The organism is Halapricum sp. CBA1109 (genome assembly GCF_009741825.1).
Classification (GTDB): Archaea; Halobacteriota; Halobacteria; order Halobacteriales; family Haloarculaceae; genus Halapricum.
Genome location: NZ_WPCA01000035.1, coordinates 1 through 22,455, shown reverse-complemented (window position 1 = coordinate 22,455; position 22,455 = coordinate 1). Strand labels below are relative to the sequence as shown.

Genomic DNA, 22,455 nt, shown 5'->3' with positions numbered 1-22,455 from the left:
ACCGGGAGGCGCACGCTGTTTGCCTCCCGAGCCCTGCGTCGTGTCACTCCGCAGGACGAAATCAGGCGGTCGCACCGATACACAGCTACACGAAACACTATCAGCGCTCGATATCGACTGTCTCGCTGGCGGCGTCGAGCAGTCGCTCGATGCGCCCGCGGAGGCCGGTGTACTCTTTCTCGAACTGCGTGTCCTGCCGCAGGGCTTGCCGTTTGGCTCGTTCGTGGGTGTACCACTCGCTCATCGTTCCTTCCTGCACTCGCTGCTCGTAGTCCGCCGGTAGGTCGTAATCGTGTCTGGCCATCGTACTCGTACTCCCGGTCGACCGACGCCGTGCCGTCACAGCCCCGGCCGTGATCTGTGCTGTCATATTACTTCCTCGTTTGTAAACGCTTTTCTGTACTGACGGTCCGCCGCGTCGCCGTCGAAAACAGTCCGCTCGGGCCGCGACGCGTCTCACTCGACCGCGGTCAGCGTGAACTCGATTCGGTCGATATCAGCCCCTTTCGAGGTGCACTCGCGTATCTCGACGCCGCCGAGTTCGCCGAGGCTGTCGGCGTGGGTCCCGCCACAGGGGCACATATCGAACTCTTCGATGGCGACGACCCGCAACGGGTCGACGTGGTCCGGGATCATATCCAGCAGCGCCCGCCCCTCGTCGACGTTCGCTTCGACCTGTTCGCGGGGGCGGTTCTCCTTCGTGACGGCGTGGTCGCGTTCGATGGCCGCGTTCGACAGTTCCTCGATGCGGTCGAGATCGGCGGCGTCGAAGTCCGCGGGTTCGAAGTCGATACGCGCGCGGTCTGCGTACACCTGATTCCCTGCCGTGGTCGCCCCGAACTCGTCGAGGACGACCCGCGAGATGACGTGCTGTGCGGTGTGCATCCGCGAGAGGGCGCGCCGGCGCTGTTCGTCGATCCGTCCCTCGACCGCCGTGCCGGACGCCGGCGGTTCCCCAGCCATCGACGCCACCTCGTGTCGCACGTCGCCGTGGTCTTTCCGCACCCCGTCGATTTCTGCGTGCCCGCCGTCCCACTCGACGACGCCGTGATCCGGCGGTTGGCCGCCGCCTTCGGGGTAGAAGTACGTTCTGTCGAGGACGAGATACTCCGGTGTCGCCTCGGTGACGGTGGCCTCGAACGTCGTCACGTCGTCCGCGTCGGGCAGGTACAGCAGGTCCGTCATCGACTCTCAGTAGGCCCCACTCGCCCAAAGTCGTTTTGCGGCCCCCGAAGCTTTGTCCCGCCGGCCCGTCACGGTCGGCTATGACCTTCAGCATCTGCGTCCGCGAACGCTACGAATCGGACGGCGTCGACCACACCCGCTACGGCGTCGCGGTCACGACGCGACTGGCCGGCGTCGGGACGCTGTGCCCGTTCGCCAACGAACACGGCGCCGTCGCCACCCAGTCGTTCGTCAACCCCGAACTCGGCCGCCGCGGCGTCGAGTACCTCGCCGACGGCCTCGCCGTCGAGGACGCCCTAGAAGCACTGCTCAACGCCGACGAGGAGGCTCCGACGCGCCAACTCCACGGCGTCGACGCCGACGGCACCTTCACTTTCTCCGGGGAGGACTGCAAGGATTGGTATGGCCACCACGAGGGCGACGGCGTCACCGTCGCCGGCAACCTCCTCACCGGCCCGGAGGTACTCGACGCGACTGTCGACACCTACGAGGACAGCGACCGTTCGACGCCGCTTCCGGAACGGCTGATCGACGCCCTCGCGGCCGGCCACGACGCCGGCGGCGACAAGCGCACCGACCTCACCGTCCAGTCGGCGGCCCTTCTGGTCCGGACGACCGAGGACTACGAGGACGCCCCGTTCACCCACGACCTCCGCGTCGACGCCACCGAGACGCCCATCGCCGACCTGCGGGAGACTCACGCCCTCGCTCGCGAGAGCTACGAGGCCGCTGCCGAACGGGCCGAAGAAGAGTGAGTGGTGCGTTCCGTCAGACCGTCGTATCTCTCGTCTCGGCCCGAAGAACGAAGGTCGTCGCTTCCGAACCGTGATCCCGAAGACCGATGCTATGTCCCGAATGCGGATGGTGGGACGACTGGGAAGATAGTGCCAGCCCCTATTGTGAGTTCTGTGGGTCGCTCCTCAGCGCAACCTCGGACGACCCACCGGACGCCCACGAGGCGATAGCCCAAGCCGAAGACGAGTGACGGATCCCCTTTGTCCGGGAAAGCGGTCTGATGGTTTCTCGTCTGAGTAGTAGTGGGTCGGGGCGGATTGTGAACCTCGCCGAGACGTGCTCGCTTGCTCACGGCTTTGCCGTTCGCTTCGAGGCGCTCCCTGTGGTCCCGCCTCGCATTCGCTGCGCGCGCCTCGTCTGGTTCAAATCCGCCAGAGCCACACAGACGGCACTGGCTCCTCACTTCGTTCGTCGCAGTTGCCGTCAGAAGTGGGTCGGGGCGGATTTGAACCGCCGACTTCCTCCGTGTGAAGGAGGTATCATAACCGACCTAGATCACCGACCCGCGCACCCCACGCTAATCCGGTGGGCGACTTAAGAATTGCTTTCCGGCGCGGTCACTCCGCGGCGCGTTTCTGCCGGAGCGCCTCGACTCGCTCGCGTGCTTCGCCGATAGCCTCCTTGGCCTCGCCCTCGGCACGACCCTGAATTTTCTTGAGGTCGGATTTGATGCTGTCGAGGCGACCTTCCTCGGGTTCGTCCTCGTTGCCAGCGAGTCGCTCGACGCGTTCCTGAACCGGTTCCAGTTCCTCCTTGATGCCGCGTTTGGCTTCCGATCCGGCGCGTTTGAGGTAGTACTGGGTGTCTTCGAAGTGCTTGTTCATATCTGTCCTTACGCAAGGGACGAATAAACCCTTTGTGGCCTCATCGAGAGGTCAGATTATCCCAAAGTGGTATCGGCCCGCCGGGAGAACGGCGAGTGTGTTCGAACGGATCTCGGTCCCGACGCCGTTCCAGGTCGGGGCAGTCAACGCCTACCGCTGTGGGGACACGCTCGTCGACCCGGGTCCCGACAGCGAGGAGGCACTCTCGGCCCTCCAAGCGGGCTTGGACGGGGCCGGCCAATCGCTGTCGGACGTCGAGCGGGTCCTGATCACGCACCCGCACCCGGACCACTTCGGTCTCGCCAAGCGGTGTCGGGAACACGGCGCGACGGTGGTCGCGTCGGCGGCGGCCGCGCCGATAGTCGAGGACTTCCCGGGACGACTCGACGCCGAACAGGCCTACTTCCAAGACTTCTTCGAGTCCTGCGGGATGTCCCCGACGACGGCCCGGACGGTCACCGGCCTCCCCGACGCGTTCGCCGAGTACGCGCCGAGCGTGGCCGTCGACCGGCGTCTCGACGCCGGCGACACGGTCACTATCGGGGACACGACTGCCGACGTGGTCGGTGTCGAGGGACACGCAGTCGGCGAGATAGCCATCGCCTACGACGAGGGGGACCGGCGGGAGGCTATCGTCGGCGACACGGTCCTACCGACAATCACGCCCAATCCCTTCCTCCAGCCACCGCCGGGGCCGGACGCGGACCGCCCGCGGGTCCTCCCGGCGTACAACGAGTCGCTCTCGTCCCTCCGGGCACGGTCGATAGATCGGATGCTCCCGGGCCACGGTGACGCGGTGACCGACCCGGCGGGCCGTATCGACGACATCCTCGCGGCCAACGAGGACCGGACCGAGGCAGTCGCGGCCGTCGTCGACGACCCGACCAGACCCGTCACGGTGATGGGCGAGTTGTTCGGGGACCTCCCGGTCACCGAGCAGTTCTCGGGGATGAGCGAGGCGGTTGGTCACCTCGACGTGTTGGAAGCGCGCGGACGGGTGCGGCCCGTCGAAATCGACGGGGCGCTCCACTACGAACCGGTCGAGTGAGGACCATACTGCCGGCTGGAAGTCTGTGAGGAATCGTGATGATACGGGATGGCCGAATATCCTCACAAAGTTACAGCCGGCAGTATCAGTAGTCGGGGTTCTCCTCGCGGACGCCCTCGCGTTTGTTGACGAGGCGGGCGAGGGTAAAGAGGAGGTCCGAGAGGCGATTGAGGTAGATGATGGCCTGGTCGTTCACCTCGGGTTCTTGCGTGGCGAGCGAGACGGCGCGACGCTCGGCGCGGCGACAGACCGCGCGGGCGTGGTGGAGTTTCGCGCCCGGTTTGGACCCGCTGGGCAGGATGAACTGCTCTAGAGGGTCCAGTTCCTCGTTTGCCTCGTCGATCCACGATTCGACCTGTTCGACGTGGTCGCTGTCGATGACGGGGTCGTCGTCGTCCGGTTCGGGCGTCGCGAAGTCGGCCTGGACGACGTGGAGGTGGTTCTGAATCGCTCGAAGCCACTCGTCGATGTCGTCGTGGCCCGTCGGGCGGACGACGCCGACGATGGCGTTGACCTCGTCGACGGTGCCGTAGGCCTCGATTCGCTGGCTGGATTTCGACACCTGCGACATATCCCGCAGGTCGGTCAGTCCGTCGTCGCCGCGGCCGGTGTATATCTTCATATCTTCTCCATCGGGGGACACTGGCTTAACTGCCGCGGCCCGGCAACAGAAACAGGTTCAAGTGTGGACCGCACCTGCATCCGAGTATGAGTATGCACCGCGAGCAGTCCTGTCCGGAGTGTGGCGAGACGACGGGGTTCACCCGCGTCGCTTCGACGAACGTCAACCTCGGACGGAAGATCAAGTGGCGCTGTGACGACTGCGGGTTCACGACCGTCCAGATCGGCGACGTGATCGACACAGCGACGGCGTGATGCCATAGATAGCTACAAGTCACCGACCGTTCTACGTTCAGATAGATGCCAGAGTCGATTGCTGTCCTCTTGGTGGACGAGGACACGGACGTACTCGAACTCACTCAGACGTTTCTCGAACGTGAGGACGAGGGCCTCGACGTGTCCACCGAGACCAGTTCCGAGGCGGCCCTTACGCGCCTCGAAGACGGCTCGTTCGACTGCGTCGTGAGCGACTACAATATGCCCGGGATGACGGGCATCGAGTTTATGGAGGCCGTCCGGGAGCGGTCGCCCGGACTCCCCTTCTTCTTTTTCACCGGCAAGGACAGAGACGAGATGGACGCGATCAGCGAGGGTGCGGACGTGACGGGCTACGTACAGAAGGGGACGGGCACCGAGCGCTACGGCGACCTCGCGCGCGAGATCCGAACCGCCGTCGAGGGCTGACCCCCCACAGCGTCACTCATCGCGGTCGAGCGCCTGCCAGGAAAGCCGCGGGGTCCGGGCCGCCGCGACCTGATCGACGCGCCGGGCGGTCGTCCGCGTCGGCGCGGCCGAAAGCGTCTCCTCGTCGGCGGTCCGGGCCGCCTCGAACGCCGCCGCGAGACGGTCCAGCGTCGCCTTCGACTCGGCCTCGGTCGGTTCGGTCATCAGCGCTTCGTCGACCAGTTCCGGCCACTTCGTCGTCGGCGGGTGGACGCCGTGGTCGAGCATCGCCCGTGCGAAGTCGGCGGCGTCCCGGTCGCCGGCGCTGGCGACGAACTCGTGGTGGAACGGGCCGTAGGGGACCTCCAAATCGATCTGTTCGGCGAGGTAGTTGGCGTTGAGGACCGCCTTCGCGCTGGCGTCTGCCAGCCCCGCCCCGCCGAGTCGCCGGATGTAGGCGTAGGTCTTCAGGAGGACGAGCCAGTTGCCCGCGTAGCCGTGGACTTTCCCGACGGTCGATTCTGGGGTCACGAGTCGGTAGCCGTCGGACCCCTCCCTGACGTGGGGGTCGGGGAGGTACGGTCGGAGGGTGTCGGTGACGCCGACGGGGCCCGCGCCCGGGCCGCCGCCGCCGTGGGGCGTCGCAAACGTCTTGTGGACGTTGTAGTGCATCACGTCGAAGCCCATATCGCCGGGGCGGGCCTGCCCGAGGAGGGCGTTGAGGTTCGCGCCGTCGTAGTAGACGAGGCCGCCGGCGTCGTGGACGCGGTCGGTTATCGACTCGATGTCGCGCTCGAACAGCCCCAGCGTGTTGGGGTTGGTGAGCATCAGCGCCGCCGTCTCGGGGCCCAGCGCCGCCTCCAAGGCGTCGCCGTCGACGCGGCCGTCCTCGCCGCTCGGGAGTTCGACCACCTCGAACCCGGCCATCGCCGCGCTGGCGAAGTTCGTCCCGTGGGCGCTGTCGGGCACGACGACCTCCGAGCGCTCCTCGCCCCGGTCCTCGTGGTAGGCCTTTGCGATCAGGAGACCGGTGTACTCCCCGGCGGCACCGGAGGGTGGCTGGAGCGTCACGGCGTCCATCCCGCCGATGCGCGCCAACCACTGCTGGAGGGTGTGGCGAATCGCCAGCGTCCCCTGCATCGCTTCGGCCGGCCGGTCGGGGTGGCCCGAGGCCGCGGGCACCGACGCGACGGCCTCCAGAAGCGACGGGTTGTACTTCATCGTACACGATCCCAGCGGGAACGGGCCGCTGTCGACGCCGTAGGTCTCCTGTGCGAGGTGGGTGTAGTGGCGGGCGCCTCCGGTTCCGACAGCGAGGGCAGGGTCAGTTCCTCGCGGGTCAGCGAGTCGGGGAGCGGTCCCTCCACCTCGACCGTCTCGCTGCGCTTCTCGGCCAACAGCGGTTCGTACCGGTCCTCCTCGGCCCAGCGGGCCTGATCGTAGCGCATTCAGGCCACCTCCCGGAGCGCGGTGACGAACCGTCCGGTCTCGGCCTCGGTCGTGTCGGTGACACACACCTGTAGCGTGTGTTCGTCGAGCGCGTGGACCGCGAACCCGCGCTCCAGCAGGTCCTCACGGATAGCCGGTGCCGGCTGGTCCGTCCGAACTGGGAACTCCCGGACGTAGTGGCGGTCGTGTATCGGCGCCCGGACGCCGTCGATACCGTCGATCCGTTTCGCCAGCGAGCGGGCGCGCTTGACGCTGGTCCGGGCCATCTCCAGCAGGCCGTCCGGCCCGAGTACCGCGATATGGATGGCGCTCCGGAGCGCCAGCCACGCCTGGTTCGTGCAGATGTTGCTGGTCGCCCGCTCGCGGCGGATGTGCTGTTCCCGGGTCTGGAGGGTGAGCGTGTACGCCCGACGGCCGCTGGCGTCCTCGCCGGCCCCGACGAGGCGGCCCGGCACCTGCCGAAGGAACGCCTCCCGAGTAGCGAAGATTCCGTGGCCCATCCCGTTGGCCGCGCCGAGGCCCAGCGTCCCGGCGTCGCCGACGACCACGTCTGCCCCGACGCTTGCCGGCGACTCCAGTAGGGCCATCGCGACGGGGTCGGTACCGAGACAGAACAGCGAGTCGTGTGCGGCGGCGACATCCCCGACTGCCGACAGCGATTCCTCGATTGCGCCCCGGACCGTCGGGCTTTCGGCGTGGACCAGCACTGTCGACTCGTCGGCGCGGTCGCGCAGTGCCGCGACGTCGGCGGTCCCGCCTTCCGTCGGGTACGTCTCGACTGTCAACTCGCTGCCGACGGTGTAGTTCTCCAGCACGCGGCGGCGCCCCTCGTGCATCGTCTCGGGGACGAGCACGCGGTGGCCGTCGGCCTCTCGGACGCGACTGGCGAGGCGGGCCGCCTCGCCCAGCGCCGTCGCGGCGTCGTGCATCGAGCAGTTCGCCACCGGGAGCCCCATCAACTCGACCAGCATCGACTGGTACTCGAACAGCGCCTGCAGGAACCCCTGCGCGACTTCGGGTTGGTACTGGGTGTAGGAAGAGAGAAACTCCGAGCGACCCGAGAGGTCCTCAACCACGGCGGGGACGTAGTGGTCGTAGTGCCCGCGACCGAGGAAGGAGACGAGGTCGGCGTCCCGGTCGAGGGTCCGCCTGACCTCCCGGCGGGTCTCGCGTTCGCTCGCGCCCTCGATGTCGAGGTCCCCGAGAACTGGACCGACTCGGGGATGTCGAACAGCGCGTCGGTGTCGGCGACGCCGATGGCGTCGAGCATCGCGGCCGTCTCGGCCTCGGTGTGGGGTGCGAAGGGACTCCCCTGCTGGTGTGTCGTCATAGCTGTGTGGTATGTGCTCACCTTGCGAGCCGACGGGCATAAAGACAGGCGGGCGCTCCGTCGCAAGCCGTTAGTAGACCCGTCCACAAACCGAGGTAGTGACAGCAGGAGATTCCGACGACGGCGACGAGGCGTCCGTCGACCCGGACGCCTTCTACGACGCGCTGGAGGCGCTGGGCCAACCGGTCCTGACGGCGACGCGGTTCGCCCAGCACCGCGATATCGACCAAGAGACGGCCAGCGAAACGCTGGATAGCCTCATCGGCTCCGGCGAGATCGAACGACAGGACGTCTCTACCGACCCGGTGGTCTACTACCCGGCCGACTGGGCGAGTATGACCGACCGCGAGCGCATCGTCGTCTTCCCCGACCGGCGGCAACTGGTCGTCGACAAACCCCACCAGTTCACCCGGGCACAGCTCTCGCAGTTCGCTCGACTCGTCGACACTACCGGCGACGAGGGCTATCTCTACGAGATTACGGACACCGACATCTGGCAGGCCCCCTACGACAGCATCGAGGAACTGCTGGGGACGGTCCGGGACGTCCTCCCCGAGGCCCACCCGGAGTTAGCGGAGTGGATCGAAGACCAGTACGAGCGCGCCCGGCAGTTTCGCCTGTGGACCCACGAGGAGGGGTACGTCGTCCTAGAGGCGGCGACGGCGGACCTGATGGGCAACGTCGCGCGGCAGAAACTCGAAGCGGGACAGCTCCGCGCGGAGCTATCGGACACCGAGAGTTGGGTCGCCGAGGAGGCCATCGCCGAGGTCAAGCGGACGCTGTACGAGGCGGGCTATCCCGTGCTCGACGAGCGTGACCTCGACACCGGCGACCCGCTTCCGGTCGATCTGACCCTCGAACTGCGGCCATACCAACACGAGTGGGTCGACTCCTTCGTAGAGCGCAAGGCCGGCGTGCTGGTCGGGCCGCCCGGCAGCGGGAAGACAGTCGCGGCGATGGGTATTCTCGCCCGCATCGAGGGCGAGACGCTGATCCTCGTCCCCGGCCGGGAGTTGGCGGTCCAGTGGCGCGAGGAACTGCTCGCCCACACCACGTTGACCGAGGACCAGATCGGCGAGTATCACGGTGGGCAAAAGCAGGTCCGGCCGGTCACTATCGCCACCTACCAGACCGCGGGGATGGACCGCCACCGACACATCTTCGAGGACCGCGAGTGGGGGCTGATCGTCTACGACGAGGTCCAGCACGTCCCGGCGGACGTGCGCCGCCGGACCGCGGACCTCCAGAGCCGCCACCGACTGGGACTGAGCGCCAGTCCCGTCCGGGAGGACGACCGCGAGGAGGAGATTTTCACCCTCATCGGGCCGCCCATCGGCACCGACTGGGACGCGCTGTTCGACGCCGGCTACGTCGCCCAACCGAGCGTCGAGATACGCTACGTCCCGTGGACGGACGACACCGCGCGCAACGAGTACGTCAGCGCCCACGGCCACGAGCGCCGGATGCTGGCCGCCTCGAACCCGGCGAAGATAGCGGAGACACGCGAACTCCTCCGCCGGCACGCGGGCGAGCAGGCGCTGATCTTCGTCGACTACCTCGATCAGGGTCGGGAGTTGGCCGAGGCCCTCGACGTCCCGTTCGTCAGCGGCGAGACGCGCCACGCCCGCCGCTCGCAGTTGTTCGAGCAGTTCCGCGAGGGCACCCGGGACGCGCTGGTCGTCTCCCGGGTCGGCGACGAGGGCATCGACCTCCCGTCGGCGGCGGTGGCCATCGTCGCCTCCGGGCTTGGCGGGTCGCGTCGACAGGGCGCCCAGCGGGCGGGTCGGACGATGCGTCCCGAGGGCCAAGCGACGGTGTACGTCCTCGCCACTCGCGGCTCTCGCGAGGAGGACTTCGCCCGCCAGCGGACCCGCTATCTCGCCGAGAAGGGCGTCCGCGTCACCGAGGCCGACGCGACCGTTGGCGAGGCGGAAGCGGACGAGGAGGCGAGTGGGACAGAAGTGGACGACGAGGCGGGCGAGGCGGACGAGACGGAAGCGAACGCCGACGAGTAACTCCCTGTGTGCCGTGATAGCACGTTCCGAACGTGCAAAAGAATTAATATGTTTTCCCCCACAGTAGGTCACACGAGCGAACAGGTGATCCGAATGCAGGCCACCAAATCATCGGCTGTCGGCGCGAACGGCAGCCGTGTCTCCGGACTCCCGACCGGGATTGGTGGCTCACAGGCGGATCACTGGCCGATTCCGACCGCCGCCACCCTCGCCGCGTAACGCCGACCCGGACGGGACGGGGGAGGCGGCGGTGGTCGGCATCCGCTGGCTACTTCTCCGTCGTCACCCCTTCCCACAGGCACCGGTAGGCGCCGTCGAGCGTGTGCGGTTCGGCCACTCCCGGTAGTGCCGACAGTCGACAGCGACAGCACTCTCGGTCGCGCGTGGTCGCGTGGACCCGGTTCGATTCCGGGCGGCCGGCTATGGCAGTCTCTGCCAGCACAGTCGACGTGACGGTGACAGTCACCCTCTGGGTCCCCCTCGACGCGAGCGGGGACCTCACGAGCGGCGTCGAGGCGGTCCTCGCGGACGGCAGCGACATCGCCGAGCCGAACGTCTACGACATCGACTCGGTCACGCCGCGCGCGACGGACATTCAGGTGACGGCCGTCGTCGGGCTAGCGGTGACTGTCGCCGCCGAGGGCGACGGCGCGACCGAAGCTCGCGAACAGGTCGCGGACACATTCGGCGTGATGTCCGTCGACCGCGTCCGCCTGGAGTGAGCGTCAGGCCTCCTCGTCGGGCGAGATGTCGATGGGGTCGACGTCGTCGGCCTCGTTCTCGGACTCGTCGTCGCCGGTCAACAGGAGGCCGACGCCGCCGGCGGCGAGCATCCCGACGCCCGTCGCGCGGACGGCGTCGACGTACCACTCGCGCGGTTCCAACTCCGAGACGTTCTCCAGACTGAGGCCAAGCGCCGAAAGGTTCAGTTTCAGGCTCGTCTTCGGCGCGATAGCGGTGAACAGTCCTTTCACTGCGACCGCACCGTAGACTAGTTTCAGTAGCTTCGAGGACATCGTGTCCGCTAATCGCTCCACGGAAGTATACTTACTGCTCACTCCGTCCACTCGGCGTCCGACAGCGTGCGCTGGACGGCCTCCTCGCCGACGGCCGAGGCCAGCGTCTGGAAACCCGCCCGGACGGTCCGGTCCTCGGAATCGGCGACCAGCCGCGAGACGATGAACTCCGGCGTCGAGCGGCCGATGGGTCCCGAACCGCGGCTGGTAGTCGACCTGTAACTGCAGTTCCGGCGTCAGCCCCTCGGCGAAGATGCCGTCGATGCGCGCGGTGTCGGGCAACGGCTGGAGGTCGTCGGCCAGATGCGTGACGAACACGCCCAGGGCGTCCTGATCGACGGTCAGCGTCACGAGGCCGTGCAGGAGATCGGCGGCGCTGCCCGGTTCGGTGATCGCCTCGAACTCGTCGACGAGCATCAGCGTCCGGCCCTCCCGCGACAGCGGCGGGACGACGTTCCGGAGCGTCGACTCCAGGACGCCGGCGTTGAAACTAGCGTGTCGCCGGTGGAAGACGATAGCGTCGACCGGGCCGACTTGTGCTTGTTCGGCCGGGACCGGCAGCCCCATCTGGGTGAGTATCTGGACCTCACAGAGCGTCTCAAGTAGGGTCGTCTTCCCGCCGCTGTTGGCCCCGGTCAGGACCGACACCCGGTCGCCCGACGGCGGCCCGTCGGCGGTGGCGATATCGAGGTCGTGGTCGCCGACGGCGTAGGTCACCGGTTGGACCGACTGGCCGCCGGCCGACAGCCCGAGGTTCCGGGCCCCGCGGACGGCGACCGTGTCGCTCTCGACGATGGTCGGCGTGACGAGGTCGTGGGCCTCGGCGAACCGCGCCAGCGAGACGTACAGCGCGAGGTCGTCGACCACCGAGACGGCGCGCTCGACCGTCTCCTCGGTTGCTTCCAGTGTGTCCCGTAGCTCCTCGGCCACCGTCTCCTCGCGGTCGTCGACGGCCGATCGGAGGGCGTCCGACAGCGACCGCAGCGACGCGGTGACGAAGTCCCGTGCGTCCGTGGCTTCCCCGGCGGCCGTCTCGCGCACCCGCGCGGCGTCGACGCCCGTCTCCGAGACGACGTAGTCGACGTAGGCCTCCCGGAACGCGTCTGGGCTGCGAGCGTTCGATTGAACCGCTTCGACCACCTCGGCGGGCGTCGCGGCCATATCCTCTACCGCACCGAGGCCGTCCCGGAGGGCATCGAGTTTCTCGTCGGCGCCATCGCCGACGCGGTCGTCCGCGCCGGTGAGCCCCGCCAACGCTGCTGCTGCGGCCGTCAAGTCCTCGCGATCGAACGACGCCAGCGGGTCGAACACCCCGCCCTCGACGTCACACGACAACAGTGCGATGGCCGTCTCGACGGCCGCCCGGCGGTCGTCCGCGTAGGATTCGGCCGTCTCGAACGCCTCGACGACCGACGTTCGCGTGGCCTCGTCGAGGCCGGTCCAGACCGAGCGCGCGTCGGCGACGGCCGTCAGTCGCTCGGTCATCGCCTCGGGACTTTCGAGGGGTGTGAGCACTCTGATGCGGTCGGCCGCGTAGGCCGTCACCGCGAACTCCTCGACGATACCCAGCAGTTCCTTGTACACCTCGCGGGCGTCCCGCGTCGTGAGACAGTCCATCGCCGACCCGCCCTCGGCCCGGCGGAGGATGCGCGTGGCCCGCCCGCGGGAGAGTCCGGCCGCAGTCAGCGCCCGGATGTCGGCCGAGTCGATAGCGTCGATGGCCGCGTCGACGCCCATCTCACTCGCCAGCAGGTCCCGGGTCTTGGGCCCGATTCCCCAGTAGTCCTCCAGTCGCATAGCGGGTGGTCGGTCGCCCCCCGCTTAGACGTTTCCTCACGGCCCGAACCGATTTGTTCGTGAGTGATTCCCCTAATCGAACGAATAGAGGGTCGAACGTTCTCTCGAAACTACAGCACAGAATCGCACGACGTGGCGGCTACTCTCGAAAGCAGTACGAAACAGCCACGAATTGAGTCGGCTCGGTATCGAGACGAACTCGTCGGTTATCCACGCCGAGAACCGTACCATCGGCCGCCTGACCCCGTCAGTCGTCTCGTTCGCGGCGCCGGATCGATGCGAACGAATTGGATATATTTTTACACCGTAGTAGTTCAACAGAAACTGTGCTACCGATGGGTGACGATACGGGGTTGCGGGGCGACGAGCAGGGGAACCTCCTCGTCGTCGGAGCGGTGATACTGGCTGTGCTGTTGCTCGGGACGACAGCGGCGATTACCGCTGTCGAGACCGACGACCGGCGAGCGACAGTCGACAGCAGCGAGAGCGCCGATGTTCTCGAAGCAGGTATCGAGGCAGAGCTATCGAACGCGACGGTGGAGGCGAACGCGACGGCGACGAACAGGACAGGGAGCGACGGGACCGCCGTCGACATCACAGCGACCGGTCCGGCGAACGCGACCGGTGGCGTCCGGCCGGAAGTCAGGGCGGCCGTCGCCCGAACGTTCGACGGAGCGATCACGGCCGCGACGGAACGGCGCGTCGCCCGACTGGTCGAGACGGTGGCCGACCAGCAGGGGATCGGCGGTGAGATGACGGCTATCGAACCGACCGACGCCGGCGTCGAGTACGGGGTGCGGGTCACGCTGGGGACGCCGGACGGGCGCGCCGCGACGTCCGGGACGAGGACGCGCACGGACGTGATCCGGACCGTCAGCCGCGAGAACAGGACCTACACGCGGACGACGACGGCACGACCGGGGCCCAACTGGACGCGCGGTGACCGCCGCGGGTCCGAGACGGTCGTAACCGACACGAAAGTCGCCGACAGCCCGCCCGGCCCGTCGTGGGAGCGTGTCGCCGTCCTCGAACGGAGCGCTCCCGACTACCGTCGGACGACGAACGTCTCACGGCCGGGACCGGAGTGGGAACGAGTCGGCCCGAACGGGACCGTTCGGCAGGTGGTCGAGACGACCGTCTCGACGGACGCGCCCGGACCGGCGTGGCGCGAACTCGCCGTCGTCGACCGCCGGAGTGCGGTGTACGACCGCGTCGTGAACGCGACGCGACCGGGGCCCGACTGGACCCGCGTGGACCGGGCCGGTTCGACCACGGTCGTCCGCAACGTGACGACCGCCAGCGAGGACCCTGGTCCGGAGTGGGACCGGGTCGAGGTTCTCGACCGGACGCCGGCGAGTTACCGGTACGCGACGGCGGCGGAACCCCCGGGACGGAACTGGACGCGGACGAACCGGACCGGGACGGAGTACCGCTATCGGAAGACGATCACTCCGGCGACCGTCACGGCCCGGTACGCCCGCCACGAGACGGTCCCGACGTACACGTGGGAACGGAAAGTGCGGGACGGTGAGACGGTTGCCCGCTACGGCCGGTTCCGGAACGTCACGACCTACGACTGGCGGCGACTGGAAGAGCCGGGATACGTTCTCGGGGAGTACGAACGGACGGAGGACCGGCCGGTGTACGAGTGGACGAAGACGGTGCCGCGGACGGTCACCGAACTAGAGGAGATAGAGCTCGATGCCGAGGCGCTCGCGCCGACCGACGACCCGGTCACGGTGCTTTCGGCGGCCGACGGGATGCGTGACAGCAGCGTCACGGTCGCCACGGACTCGCTCCCCATCGGTCCCGCGAACGCGACGGAACTGGTTGCCACCGCGACCGATACTGCGGCCACGTCGGACGCGTCGTGGCGGCTGTCGGTCTACCGTGACGCGACAGGCCGCACCGTCGTCGAGACGCCGACGACGAGGACGCGGACGACGGGATCGACGGTCCACCTCGACCTCGAATCGATGACCGCCGACGGTGGCCCGCTCGGGATGGACTCCCCGGCAGCAGCCATCGACTCGGCGTTCGACCTGTCGCTGGTCAACGGGAGCGGCGTCTACGGGTCGTACTCGCTGTTCGCGGCCAACGCGTCCGGGAGCGACCTCCGCTCGGTCGAGAACATCACCGTGACCCGAGCTATCGACACCGTCACCTTCGATGTCACCCAGCGTGACACCCGGACGACTTACACCGATACCGTGACCGTCGAACCGGACCACGACCGGACCGAGACGGTCGTTGTCGAATCGTCCGATAGCGACTCCTCGACGGCGAGACCGCCGGACGCGGCCGTAGACGTCACCCGCGTGGGAGCCAACGCAACTCACGCCGTCGTCCGGCTCGACGCGAGCGCGACGACCGCGGACGCGCTACTCACTGGCTACGACTGGCGTGCGTTGGCCCACAGCGGCCGGGTCCACGGACTGCGGGACGACCAGCGAACCCAACGGATCACCGTCGAACGTGCCGCAACCGGATACTACCTCCCGGTGGCGCTGACCGTCACTGACGCGAACGGCTACAGTGACGCGGTACAGGGCGGTGTGGGGGTCCCCGGGACCGACGGCTCGACGCTCGACCCGGGCGTCGCTGTCGACGTCGACGGACTCAACGACACGCACGCTCGTCTGCGAGCGACCTCGACGGCCCACTCCGATACCGGTCGCTACGACTTCCGATGGGAGGTCACGGCCGGCGAGAGGCACGTCACTGGCTCGACCGACCTCGAGGGCGGTCGCACCGTCGAGTACACTGTCGAGCGACAGGACCGTGACACCACTGTCGCCGTCGAACTCGCCGTCACCGACACGGAAACCGGCGAGTCCGGGACCGCCATCGGCGATGCTACCGTCCCGGCGATAGTCGGCATCGGATCGAACCCCTTCGAGATCACACTCGATGAACGGTCGCGAACGGCCCGGACGGTGACATACCGACTCCGCGCCAGCGGTGCGGCCGCGCCGACGGTCGACTGGCGGGAGATCGATCCCGGACGCGCTATCAGTGGTCTCCGGGACGGCCCGACCACACAGACGATCACTGTACCGCGCCGGCGGACGGACTACCGACTTGCGGTCGAAGGAACCGATGTCGGCTCCGACGGGCCCGCGACCGACACTGCGACTGTCACCGTCCCCAGTGCCGACTCGACCGGTGACCCCAGTGTGACCGCCGTCCTCCAGACCCGGCGGACGGACGCCGATACCGACACCGAAACGTGGCTGTTGAGAGGGAGCGGATCCTTCCCGGCCTCGGCAATCTCGTCGTACGACTTCGACATCGACGACAGTCGTGCCGACGTCACCGTCACGGCCAGCCGCGGAGCACGCAAACAGATCGAGATCGACCGCCCCGACAGCGACTCCGTGAGCATCCCTGTCGAACTGACCGTCAGCAGCGGTAGCAGTACCAGCACCGACAGCGAGACCATCACCGTCGACAGCAGCGGGGGTGGCGGCGGCGATCCTATCACCTCGGTCGGCCCTGATGCGGAACTCTCGATTACCGCAGTACTACACGAAGGCAGTGGAGCCAAGTTTCGGCTCGATGCGTCGGGCTCCAACGACCCTGACGGAGAGATCGTGGACTACCGATACTCTATCGAGACCAGCGACACGGTCATTCAATCACCTGCAAATGAGGTTGAAACGAATATGGTGTTCGAACGTGATGGGGCCGGCGTCGATGCGACGGTTACGCTCACCGTCCAAGACGATGATGGCAACACAGACTCCATCGAACGACGGATTTGGAGTACGGGGAATTTCGTTGGTAACAAACCTCCACGTGCGTCGCTTTCAGTTATCGGGGCAGCGGAGCCCGGTGAATACACTCTTGACCCAACGAACTCGAGCGATCCTGATGGGCGAATCACCAGTTACGAGTACGAGGTGATCACCGAGAACGGCGAACTGCTCACGCCGATCAGCGATACCAGCGGGACGCAGAATATCGAGGTCGACCTTGTCGGTAAAGATCCGGATCTCGAACTGCGATTGACTGTGACTGACGATGGCGGCCTAACGAACTCCACCACGGCAAGCATCAGTGATGGACCTCGAGAGGGGACCGAGCCCAAACCGGAGATTGAGAGCTTGGACGTCGATCCGTCGACGCCCACGCCCGGCGAGCGGACCGAGTTCACTGTCTCCGGCAAGCATCTCACGGACGCCGTGCAGTTGTACGTCGACGGCTCGCCCGCAACGATGATTCTGCCCGAGTCGTCGTTCGTCAGGGACCTCTTCCTCGGCACGAACACCTACAGCTTCAGCGATGGTGGGGTCCACAACGTCACGGCCTACATCAAAACCGCCGGTGGCAGTGACTCGCTCACCAAGACTATCCAAGTAAACCGACCGCCGGAGTTCGACCGAGTCAATGTGATCAATACAGATCCGACATACAAAGACCATCCATCGCTTGACGCCGACAACGGGTACTGGAGTGCGGCCATCGACGCGGAGGGTGCTGATCCGGACGACGACTCGTACAGTATCTCGGCGGACGCACCGTACTCGCCGCTGTACTCGTGGGAATACGGGGATTACACCACCGATAGTCCCTCGGGACTTACCGACTCGCCGAGCGTGGATATCGAAGCCCCGGTCGACGACGAGACATTGGGTGTGGAATATCCCGGCATCCACAATGTGACGGTACGTATCACCGACGAACACGGTGCGACTACCACGGAGACTCTTTCTGTGGGTGAACAACCGCCTGACAAAGAGGTTGAAATCGATCTGTATGCCCGAAGCGGGACTCCGTCCAGAGACGAGACGGTATATCTCTCGGCCGGTGAGTCCGTCCCCATTGATTACGGTGTCGGTGGAAGCGGTATCGACAACATCGAACGGGCATACTTCTCGATAGAAGTTACTGGGCCCAACGGTGTAGTCGTTCACGAAGAGTACGACGACTCCACCGGATCGTACAAAGACCTCAACTTCGGCCTCTCGAAATCAGAGTCCGTGAGTTCCGTCGGCACGTACACCGTGAAAGCACGCGCGGAAGCACCGGACGGCCGAAGCGACGTGGATCGGTTCACGTTCGATATCAAACGTCCAAAGGGTGGAGATGGCAGCGACGATACCGTCACTCCCGAACAACAGTGGAACGCGGAAGATCCCGGCGATGGCTGGGAATCGACGGGCGACACCCGCACCGTCGAGAAGACCAGCTACGAGTGGGTCGCCTTCGATAGCGGCCTCAATAAGCTAGTCGCGACCGGGGTCACTAACGGCTACGACCTCATTGGTATGCCGAGCTACACCGGTGAGAGTAGAACTGTCGATACAGAGACAGACATCGAGTCCCCGGGCAGTAACTGGGAGAAAGTCGAGGGCTCTGGCCGTGATATGGCGGGCTTAAGCGAGACCGTCTACGAGTGGGAAAAACAGGAGTACAAGTGGGAGATCACGCACCAAGAGACCGAGACGCTCTACGTCGCAGCAGCCGGGTAGTTGCTCGATGCTGAGACTTATATTACACGCCTGCTAAGATGTTTATATCCATCTGGTGAGTGAAACGTGATGTTCCAACCTCTGTCTCTTCGACGAGCGACGGTCGGCCTCGCTGCGGTACTGGCCGCTGTCTTCGCACTCACGCTGGTCGCTGCCCCTGTCCACGCTGACGCCGGCGATGTGAGTATCGATACCGACACGAACACGACGGACTGTGATGTCAACGAAACGCTCGTTCACGGACAAGCCGAGTACCGGTACGACCCCTACGAGCCTGACGCTCAGTACAACGGGAACTATCACCTCGCTCGTGGGATCACGGTCGATATCGTCCAAGACGTCAACGAAACCGCGAACGTTACTCTCGGAACAGCTTCGACCGGCTATGACGGCGCATTCGAAGCCTGTGTCGCCCCGTATGGGGATAGCGACACGGTCGACCTCTTCGTTCGGTTCGTCGCTGATGGGCCCGCTGGCAGTGTGCTGGACGCGTATCCCCTACGGGGCGGTTCTATCTACACTGCCATTTCACCGGTGCAAACAGTCCATCTCAACGATAGTACGGCGCTCGGTACTGACTATACTGGTGACGGGAACACTGAGGTAGTTCCCGACTCAAATCGTACGATGTTCCACATTGCCCGGACACTCTATCGGGCACAGAAGTTTGTCAAAGAAAACACACTCAAAGGACTTGAGCGCCATCGAATACGTGTAGTCACGCCAGGCGGGTCGACAGTGTACTCACCAGGTCGCCCGGTCAAAGAAAACGAAGCAATTGTCCTGGAAGATGCTCCAGATATGCAGAGCCGAGAGGCTATCTACCACGAGTACGGCCACGCACTCCATATGACGACCCTTGAGTACGACTTGGATAAATCTCCGAGTGGTGGGCGGTCGTTCGGGTCTGAAGATAGCTGTCACTATTACAATACCGAGTCGAGTGTGGAGTTCGCGTTGAGGGAAGGCTGGGCAGAGTTCTTCGCCGCGGTGATGGTGGATAGCCGGTGGGACGACCAAGCAACCTACTACAACCAGACGATGCCGAGGAACTGCCCGCCGGTCACCGAGGACGACGGAACGATGGACGGCTACCGCGTCGAGGGTGCCATCGCCGGTGCGCTGTACGATGTCGTCGACGACACGCCGAACGAGGATCCGATGAACGAGTCCTTCGCCACGGTGTACAGCGCGTTCGACGAGGAGATGCCCCAGTCGGCCTTCGAGGTGTACGACGCACTCGCCGAGCGCGTAGACAACGAGACGGCGCTCCAGCAGGTGTTCACTACCCACGGTATCGACGTGGCCGAGCCTGCGCTCACCGTCGACGGTGGGCCGAACCATTCGAGCTACGGCAACGAGACGACGATCACTGGCACCGCCGTAGACGAACACTCGAACATCACGCGAGTACAAGCCAGCGTCGACGGCGGGCCGTGGTCGACTGTCGCCGGCGACGACGCTACCGAGTGGTCGGTGACGGTCGAGGGACCGACCGACACAGTAACGATTCGGGCGACCGACCATTGGGGGAACAACGCGACACGGAACGTCACCGTCGAGCAGTCGGCGGTACCGAGCGTGGTCGGCGGACGACCGATCACCGACCCCGACGGCGACGGGGTCTACGAAGATGTCGACGGTGACGGGGAGGCAGACCTGTTCGACGCGCTGGTGTACTACAACAACCGCAACAGCGGCGTGATCGAAGCGCATCCGGGACTGTTCGACTACGACAGCGAAGACGACGTGGGCACGCTGTTCGACGCCCTCGCGCTGTTCGAGATGATCGGCGCCCCAAACCGATAAGACAGCCCGCCCGGATGGTAGCTATATGTTCACACAGCGGAGGCACTGACAGTGCCGGCGATCGAGACTGACGGGCTCAGACAGCAGTACGGCGACGTCGTCGCATTGGAGGGGCTCGACCTCTCCGTCGAGGACGGCGAACTGTTCGGATTGCTCGGGCCGAACGGTTCGGGCAAGACGACGACGATAGAGATACTGACCGGCCAGCGAAAGCCCTCGGCGGGGTCGGCGACCGTGTTGGGCCACGACCCGGTGGCCGATCCGCTGGCGGTCAGGGAGGCAATCGGTATCCTGCCCGAGCGGGAGGACCCGCCGAGTTTCCTCACGCCGCGGGAGTATCTGGAGTTCGTCGGGCAGGTTCGTGGTCTGGAGGACATCGACGACCGGATCGGCCAGTGGGCCGACCGGCTCTCGATCACGCACAAACTCGACACGCTCTCCTCGGACCTCTCGGAGGGGGAACGCCAGCGCGTGATGTTGGCACAGGCGTTCGTCCACGAACCGGATCTGGTGTTCATCGACGAACCGCTGGTCAACCTCGATCCGATACTTCAGGAGGAGGTCAAAGATCACCTGCGGGACTACTGCGAGGCGGGAAACACGCTCTTTCTCTCGACGCACTTCGTCGAGGTGGCGGCCGAGCTGTGCACGTCGGTCGGTATCCTCCACGAGGGGGAGTTGCTGGCGACGCGTGACCCGCGGACGCTTGAGTCCGGCGAGTCGCTGCTGGAGTATTTCATCTCGACCGTGGGAGCGCGGCCAGAGGAGGTCGCCGAGCCGTGAGCGGCGTCGGGACCGTCCGACTGCTGGGCGCGATGCTGACCGAGGAGTGGCGACTCCACACCCAGTTGTTCGGCGGGCGACGCTTCGCGGCGTTCCCGCTGTTCGTGCTGTCGCTTGCGGCCGGAGCGTTCGCGCTGCTGTTCTACACCGGGGCCGACCATCTCGCCATCGTCGGCGGGCTCCACGCCCTCGTCGGGTTCTTCGGGTTGCAGGTCGGGACGCTGGGACTGATCGGCCGGGACGCGATGCGGAACGTCCTCGGGGACGTGACGCTCATCGTCTTCACCTCGCGGACGCTGCCAGTCTCGTGGCGACGGCTGCTGGGCGTCTTCCTGCTGAAGGACTTGTTGTACTACTCGGTGCTCTTTCTGGCGCCCATCGCGCTGGCGTATATGCCGCTGGCGCTCGCACAGGGGTCCTCGCCGCTGGAGATTCTCCTGCTGTGGCTGACGCTGACGGCGGTGTTCGCACTCGGTGTCGGCCTGAGTCTGACGTTGGTCGGCCTCGCGAGTCGGAGTCGGCCCGCGCTGCTCGGAATCGTGGCCGTTCTCGCCGCCGTTGCTCTCGGGACACCCGTCGATCTGATAGCGTTCACGCCGTACGCCCTGTACGCCTCGCCGTCGCCGGTTGGGGCGGTTCAGGGACTCGGACCGACGGTGGTCGCACTCGCGTTCGGACTGCTGGCGTTCGAACCAGTCGAGGACTCCTCGCGGGGGCGACAGCGACTCTTTCCCGTCGCGGCCGTGGCCGACCTGCTACCGGACCGGAACGGACTGGCGCGGCGGGCGCTGGTCGACGTGACGCGGTCGAGCGGGTCGGTCTGGAAGGTCGTCTTCTCGATGGGTGTGCTGTTCGGCGTGGCGGCGCTGCTGTTGTTGCAGTTGGCTTCGGCGACGGCGCTCGATCCGGCGGCGGGTATCGGCTTCGGGACGCTGCTCGGTCTCGGCGGGTTCACGACGTACACGTGGCTGACCCAGTTCGACGAGGCCGAGGAGTACCGCCGGTTGCCGGTGACTGTCGGGGACGTACTCCGCGGGAAACTCCTCGCGTATCTGGTGTTGATCCTCCCGACAGGTTTGGCGTATCTGGCGCTGGCGGCGCTGTGGTTTCCGACCGGTGAGTTGCTCGTCGGGGCTGTCGTCTTCCCGCTGGTTGCGGTGTACGTCTTCGGGCTGACCGCCTACGTCGCGGGGCTCTCGCCGACCGAGTTGCTGTTCGACACACCGCGATTTATGCTGTTCGGGGCGGGGCTGTCGCTGGTCTCGGTGCCGCTGCTCGTCGCGTCGCTGTCGGCCTCCCAAGCGCCGACGGCGGCGACAGTCGGGGCCGTCGCGGGGTCGGCTGTCGCCGCGGCCGTCGGCCTCGTGTTGACGAGGCTGGCCGGGCCGCGCTGGGACGAGCGGCTCCGAACCTGAGGTAGTGTTCAGATATGCACCGAGCAAAGAGCCTGTTTCTGCCGGTCGAACAACCGAACCCTGGCGGCCTGCGAAAAATCAAGATTTTCGGGCGCGAAGACGCCGTCTTCCGGCAAACTGAAAGGGCGAGGCCAGTTCCGGGAACCCCGGCGACGTAAGCACTGGAGGGCTCAAAAGAGCCCGAAAGCGCGTGGTCCGAGAGAGCGCAGCTCTCTCGTCATCTCGGAAATC

16 protein-coding genes, 1 tRNA gene and 3 pseudogenes are annotated in these 22,455 nt (G+C 66.1%); 10 read left to right on the top strand and 10 right to left on the bottom strand.

The window, feature by feature from the left end:
- Positions 1 to 100 precede the first annotated feature (100 nt).
- Positions 101 to 370: a hypothetical protein gene (locus GJ629_RS05865; protein WP_157512164.1), complete on the bottom strand. Its 270-nt coding sequence runs from the start codon at positions 368 to 370 to the stop codon at positions 101 to 103.
- An 86-nt stretch (positions 371 to 456) separates the two neighbouring features.
- A complete protein-coding gene (locus tag GJ629_RS05860) occupies positions 457 to 1,185 on the bottom strand; it encodes an alanyl-tRNA editing protein (protein WP_157512163.1) in 729 nt (242 codons plus the stop codon).
- A gap of 80 nt (positions 1,186 to 1,265) precedes the next feature.
- Here GJ629_RS05860 and GJ629_RS05855 point away from each other — a divergent pair, with 80 nt between their 5' ends.
- Positions 1,266 to 1,940: a DUF1028 domain-containing protein gene (locus tag GJ629_RS05855; RefSeq protein WP_157512162.1), complete on the top strand. Its 675-nt coding sequence runs from the start codon at positions 1,266 to 1,268 to the stop codon at positions 1,938 to 1,940.
- Between the two features lie 470 nt (positions 1,941 to 2,410).
- Here the strand turns inward: GJ629_RS05855 and GJ629_RS05850 are convergent.
- Both GJ629_RS05850 and GJ629_RS05845 read right to left on the bottom strand, forming a co-directional pair.
- Positions 2,411 to 2,485: transfer RNA gene (locus tag GJ629_RS05850), tRNA-Val, on the bottom strand.
- A gap of 52 nt (positions 2,486 to 2,537) precedes the next feature.
- The gene (locus tag GJ629_RS05845; protein WP_157512161.1) at positions 2,538 to 2,804 is read right to left on the bottom strand and encodes a hypothetical protein; all 267 of its coding nucleotides are present in this window, start codon (positions 2,802 to 2,804) and stop codon (positions 2,538 to 2,540) included.
- A 97-nt stretch (positions 2,805 to 2,901) separates the two neighbouring features.
- Here GJ629_RS05845 and GJ629_RS05840 point away from each other — a divergent pair, with 97 nt between their 5' ends.
- Complete coding sequence (locus GJ629_RS05840; protein ID WP_370515806.1) at positions 2,902 to 3,852, top strand: MBL fold metallo-hydrolase; 951 nt, start codon at positions 2,902 to 2,904, stop codon at positions 3,850 to 3,852.
- A gap of 85 nt (positions 3,853 to 3,937) precedes the next feature.
- On the opposite strand, the gene GJ629_RS05835 is transcribed toward GJ629_RS05840, so the two are convergent.
- Positions 3,938 to 4,474, bottom strand: a complete 537-nt coding sequence (locus GJ629_RS05835; protein WP_157512159.1) for a cob(I)yrinic acid a,c-diamide adenosyltransferase — start codon at positions 4,472 to 4,474, stop codon at positions 3,938 to 3,940.
- 86 nt (positions 4,475 to 4,560) lie between these two features.
- On the opposite strand from GJ629_RS05835, the gene GJ629_RS16090 reads away from it, so the two are divergent.
- Positions 4,561 to 4,728 carry a hypothetical protein gene (locus tag GJ629_RS16090; RefSeq protein ID WP_197428458.1) on the top strand — a complete coding sequence of 56 codons (168 nt, stop codon included), beginning with the start codon at positions 4,561 to 4,563 and terminating at the stop codon, positions 4,726 to 4,728.
- Positions 4,729 to 4,800: 72 nt separating this feature from the next.
- Entirely contained in the window at positions 4,801 to 5,157 is a 357-nt protein-coding gene (locus tag GJ629_RS05830; RefSeq protein WP_370515805.1) for a response regulator, read from the top strand.
- A 12-nt stretch (positions 5,158 to 5,169) separates the two neighbouring features.
- Here the strand turns inward: GJ629_RS05830 and gcvPB are convergent.
- Both gcvPB and gcvPA read right to left on the bottom strand, forming a co-directional pair.
- A pseudogene (gcvPB, locus tag GJ629_RS05825) lies at positions 5,170 to 6,584 on the bottom strand (aminomethyl-transferring glycine dehydrogenase subunit GcvPB).
- A pseudogene (gcvPA, locus tag GJ629_RS05820) lies at positions 6,585 to 7,915 on the bottom strand (aminomethyl-transferring glycine dehydrogenase subunit GcvPA).
- A 98-nt stretch (positions 7,916 to 8,013) separates the two neighbouring features.
- On the opposite strand from gcvPA, the gene GJ629_RS05815 reads away from it, so the two are divergent.
- Together GJ629_RS05815 and GJ629_RS05810 are read left to right on the top strand one after the other, a co-directional pair.
- Entirely contained in the window at positions 8,014 to 9,930 is a 1,917-nt protein-coding gene (locus GJ629_RS05815; RefSeq protein WP_370515804.1) for a DEAD/DEAH box helicase, read from the top strand.
- 422 nt (positions 9,931 to 10,352) lie between these two features.
- On the top strand, positions 10,353 to 10,652 hold the full coding sequence (locus GJ629_RS05810; RefSeq protein WP_157512157.1) for a hypothetical protein: 300 nt from the start codon (positions 10,353 to 10,355) through the stop codon (positions 10,650 to 10,652).
- Positions 10,653 to 10,655: 3 nt separating this feature from the next.
- On the opposite strand, the gene GJ629_RS05805 is transcribed toward GJ629_RS05810, so the two are convergent.
- Both GJ629_RS05805 and GJ629_RS05800 read right to left on the bottom strand, forming a co-directional pair.
- Positions 10,656 to 10,946, bottom strand: a complete 291-nt coding sequence (locus GJ629_RS05805; protein ID WP_157512156.1) for a hypothetical protein — start codon at positions 10,944 to 10,946, stop codon at positions 10,656 to 10,658.
- Between the two features lie 38 nt (positions 10,947 to 10,984).
- Positions 10,985 to 12,743 (bottom strand): annotated as a pseudogene (locus GJ629_RS05800) (DNA mismatch repair protein).
- A gap of 335 nt (positions 12,744 to 13,078) precedes the next feature.
- Between GJ629_RS05800 and GJ629_RS05795 the strand changes: the two are divergent.
- Entirely contained in the window at positions 13,079 to 18,217 is a 5,139-nt protein-coding gene (locus GJ629_RS05795) for a hypothetical protein (protein ID WP_157512155.1), read from the top strand.
- Between the two features lie 42 nt (positions 18,218 to 18,259).
- Here GJ629_RS05795 and GJ629_RS05790 read toward each other — a convergent pair whose 3' ends face one another.
- Complete coding sequence (locus GJ629_RS05790; protein WP_157512154.1) at positions 18,260 to 18,553, bottom strand: hypothetical protein; 294 nt, start codon at positions 18,551 to 18,553, stop codon at positions 18,260 to 18,262.
- A gap of 465 nt (positions 18,554 to 19,018) precedes the next feature.
- Between GJ629_RS05790 and GJ629_RS05785 the strand changes: the two genes are divergently transcribed.
- From GJ629_RS05785 to GJ629_RS05775, 3 genes are read left to right on the top strand one after another with little or no spacing between them, the layout of a single operon-like run.
- A complete protein-coding gene (locus GJ629_RS05785) occupies positions 19,019 to 20,026 on the top strand; it encodes a hypothetical protein (protein WP_231754512.1) in 1,008 nt (335 codons plus the stop codon).
- Between the two features lie 51 nt (positions 20,027 to 20,077).
- Positions 20,078 to 20,809: an ABC transporter ATP-binding protein gene (locus GJ629_RS05780; protein WP_370515803.1), complete on the top strand. Its 732-nt coding sequence runs from the start codon at positions 20,078 to 20,080 to the stop codon at positions 20,807 to 20,809.
- Positions 20,806 to 22,224, top strand: a complete 1,419-nt coding sequence (locus GJ629_RS05775) for a hypothetical protein (protein WP_370515802.1) — start codon at positions 20,806 to 20,808, stop codon at positions 22,222 to 22,224. Before GJ629_RS05780 ends, GJ629_RS05775 begins: the two co-directional genes overlap by 4 nt.
- Positions 22,225 to 22,455 lie beyond the last annotated feature (231 nt).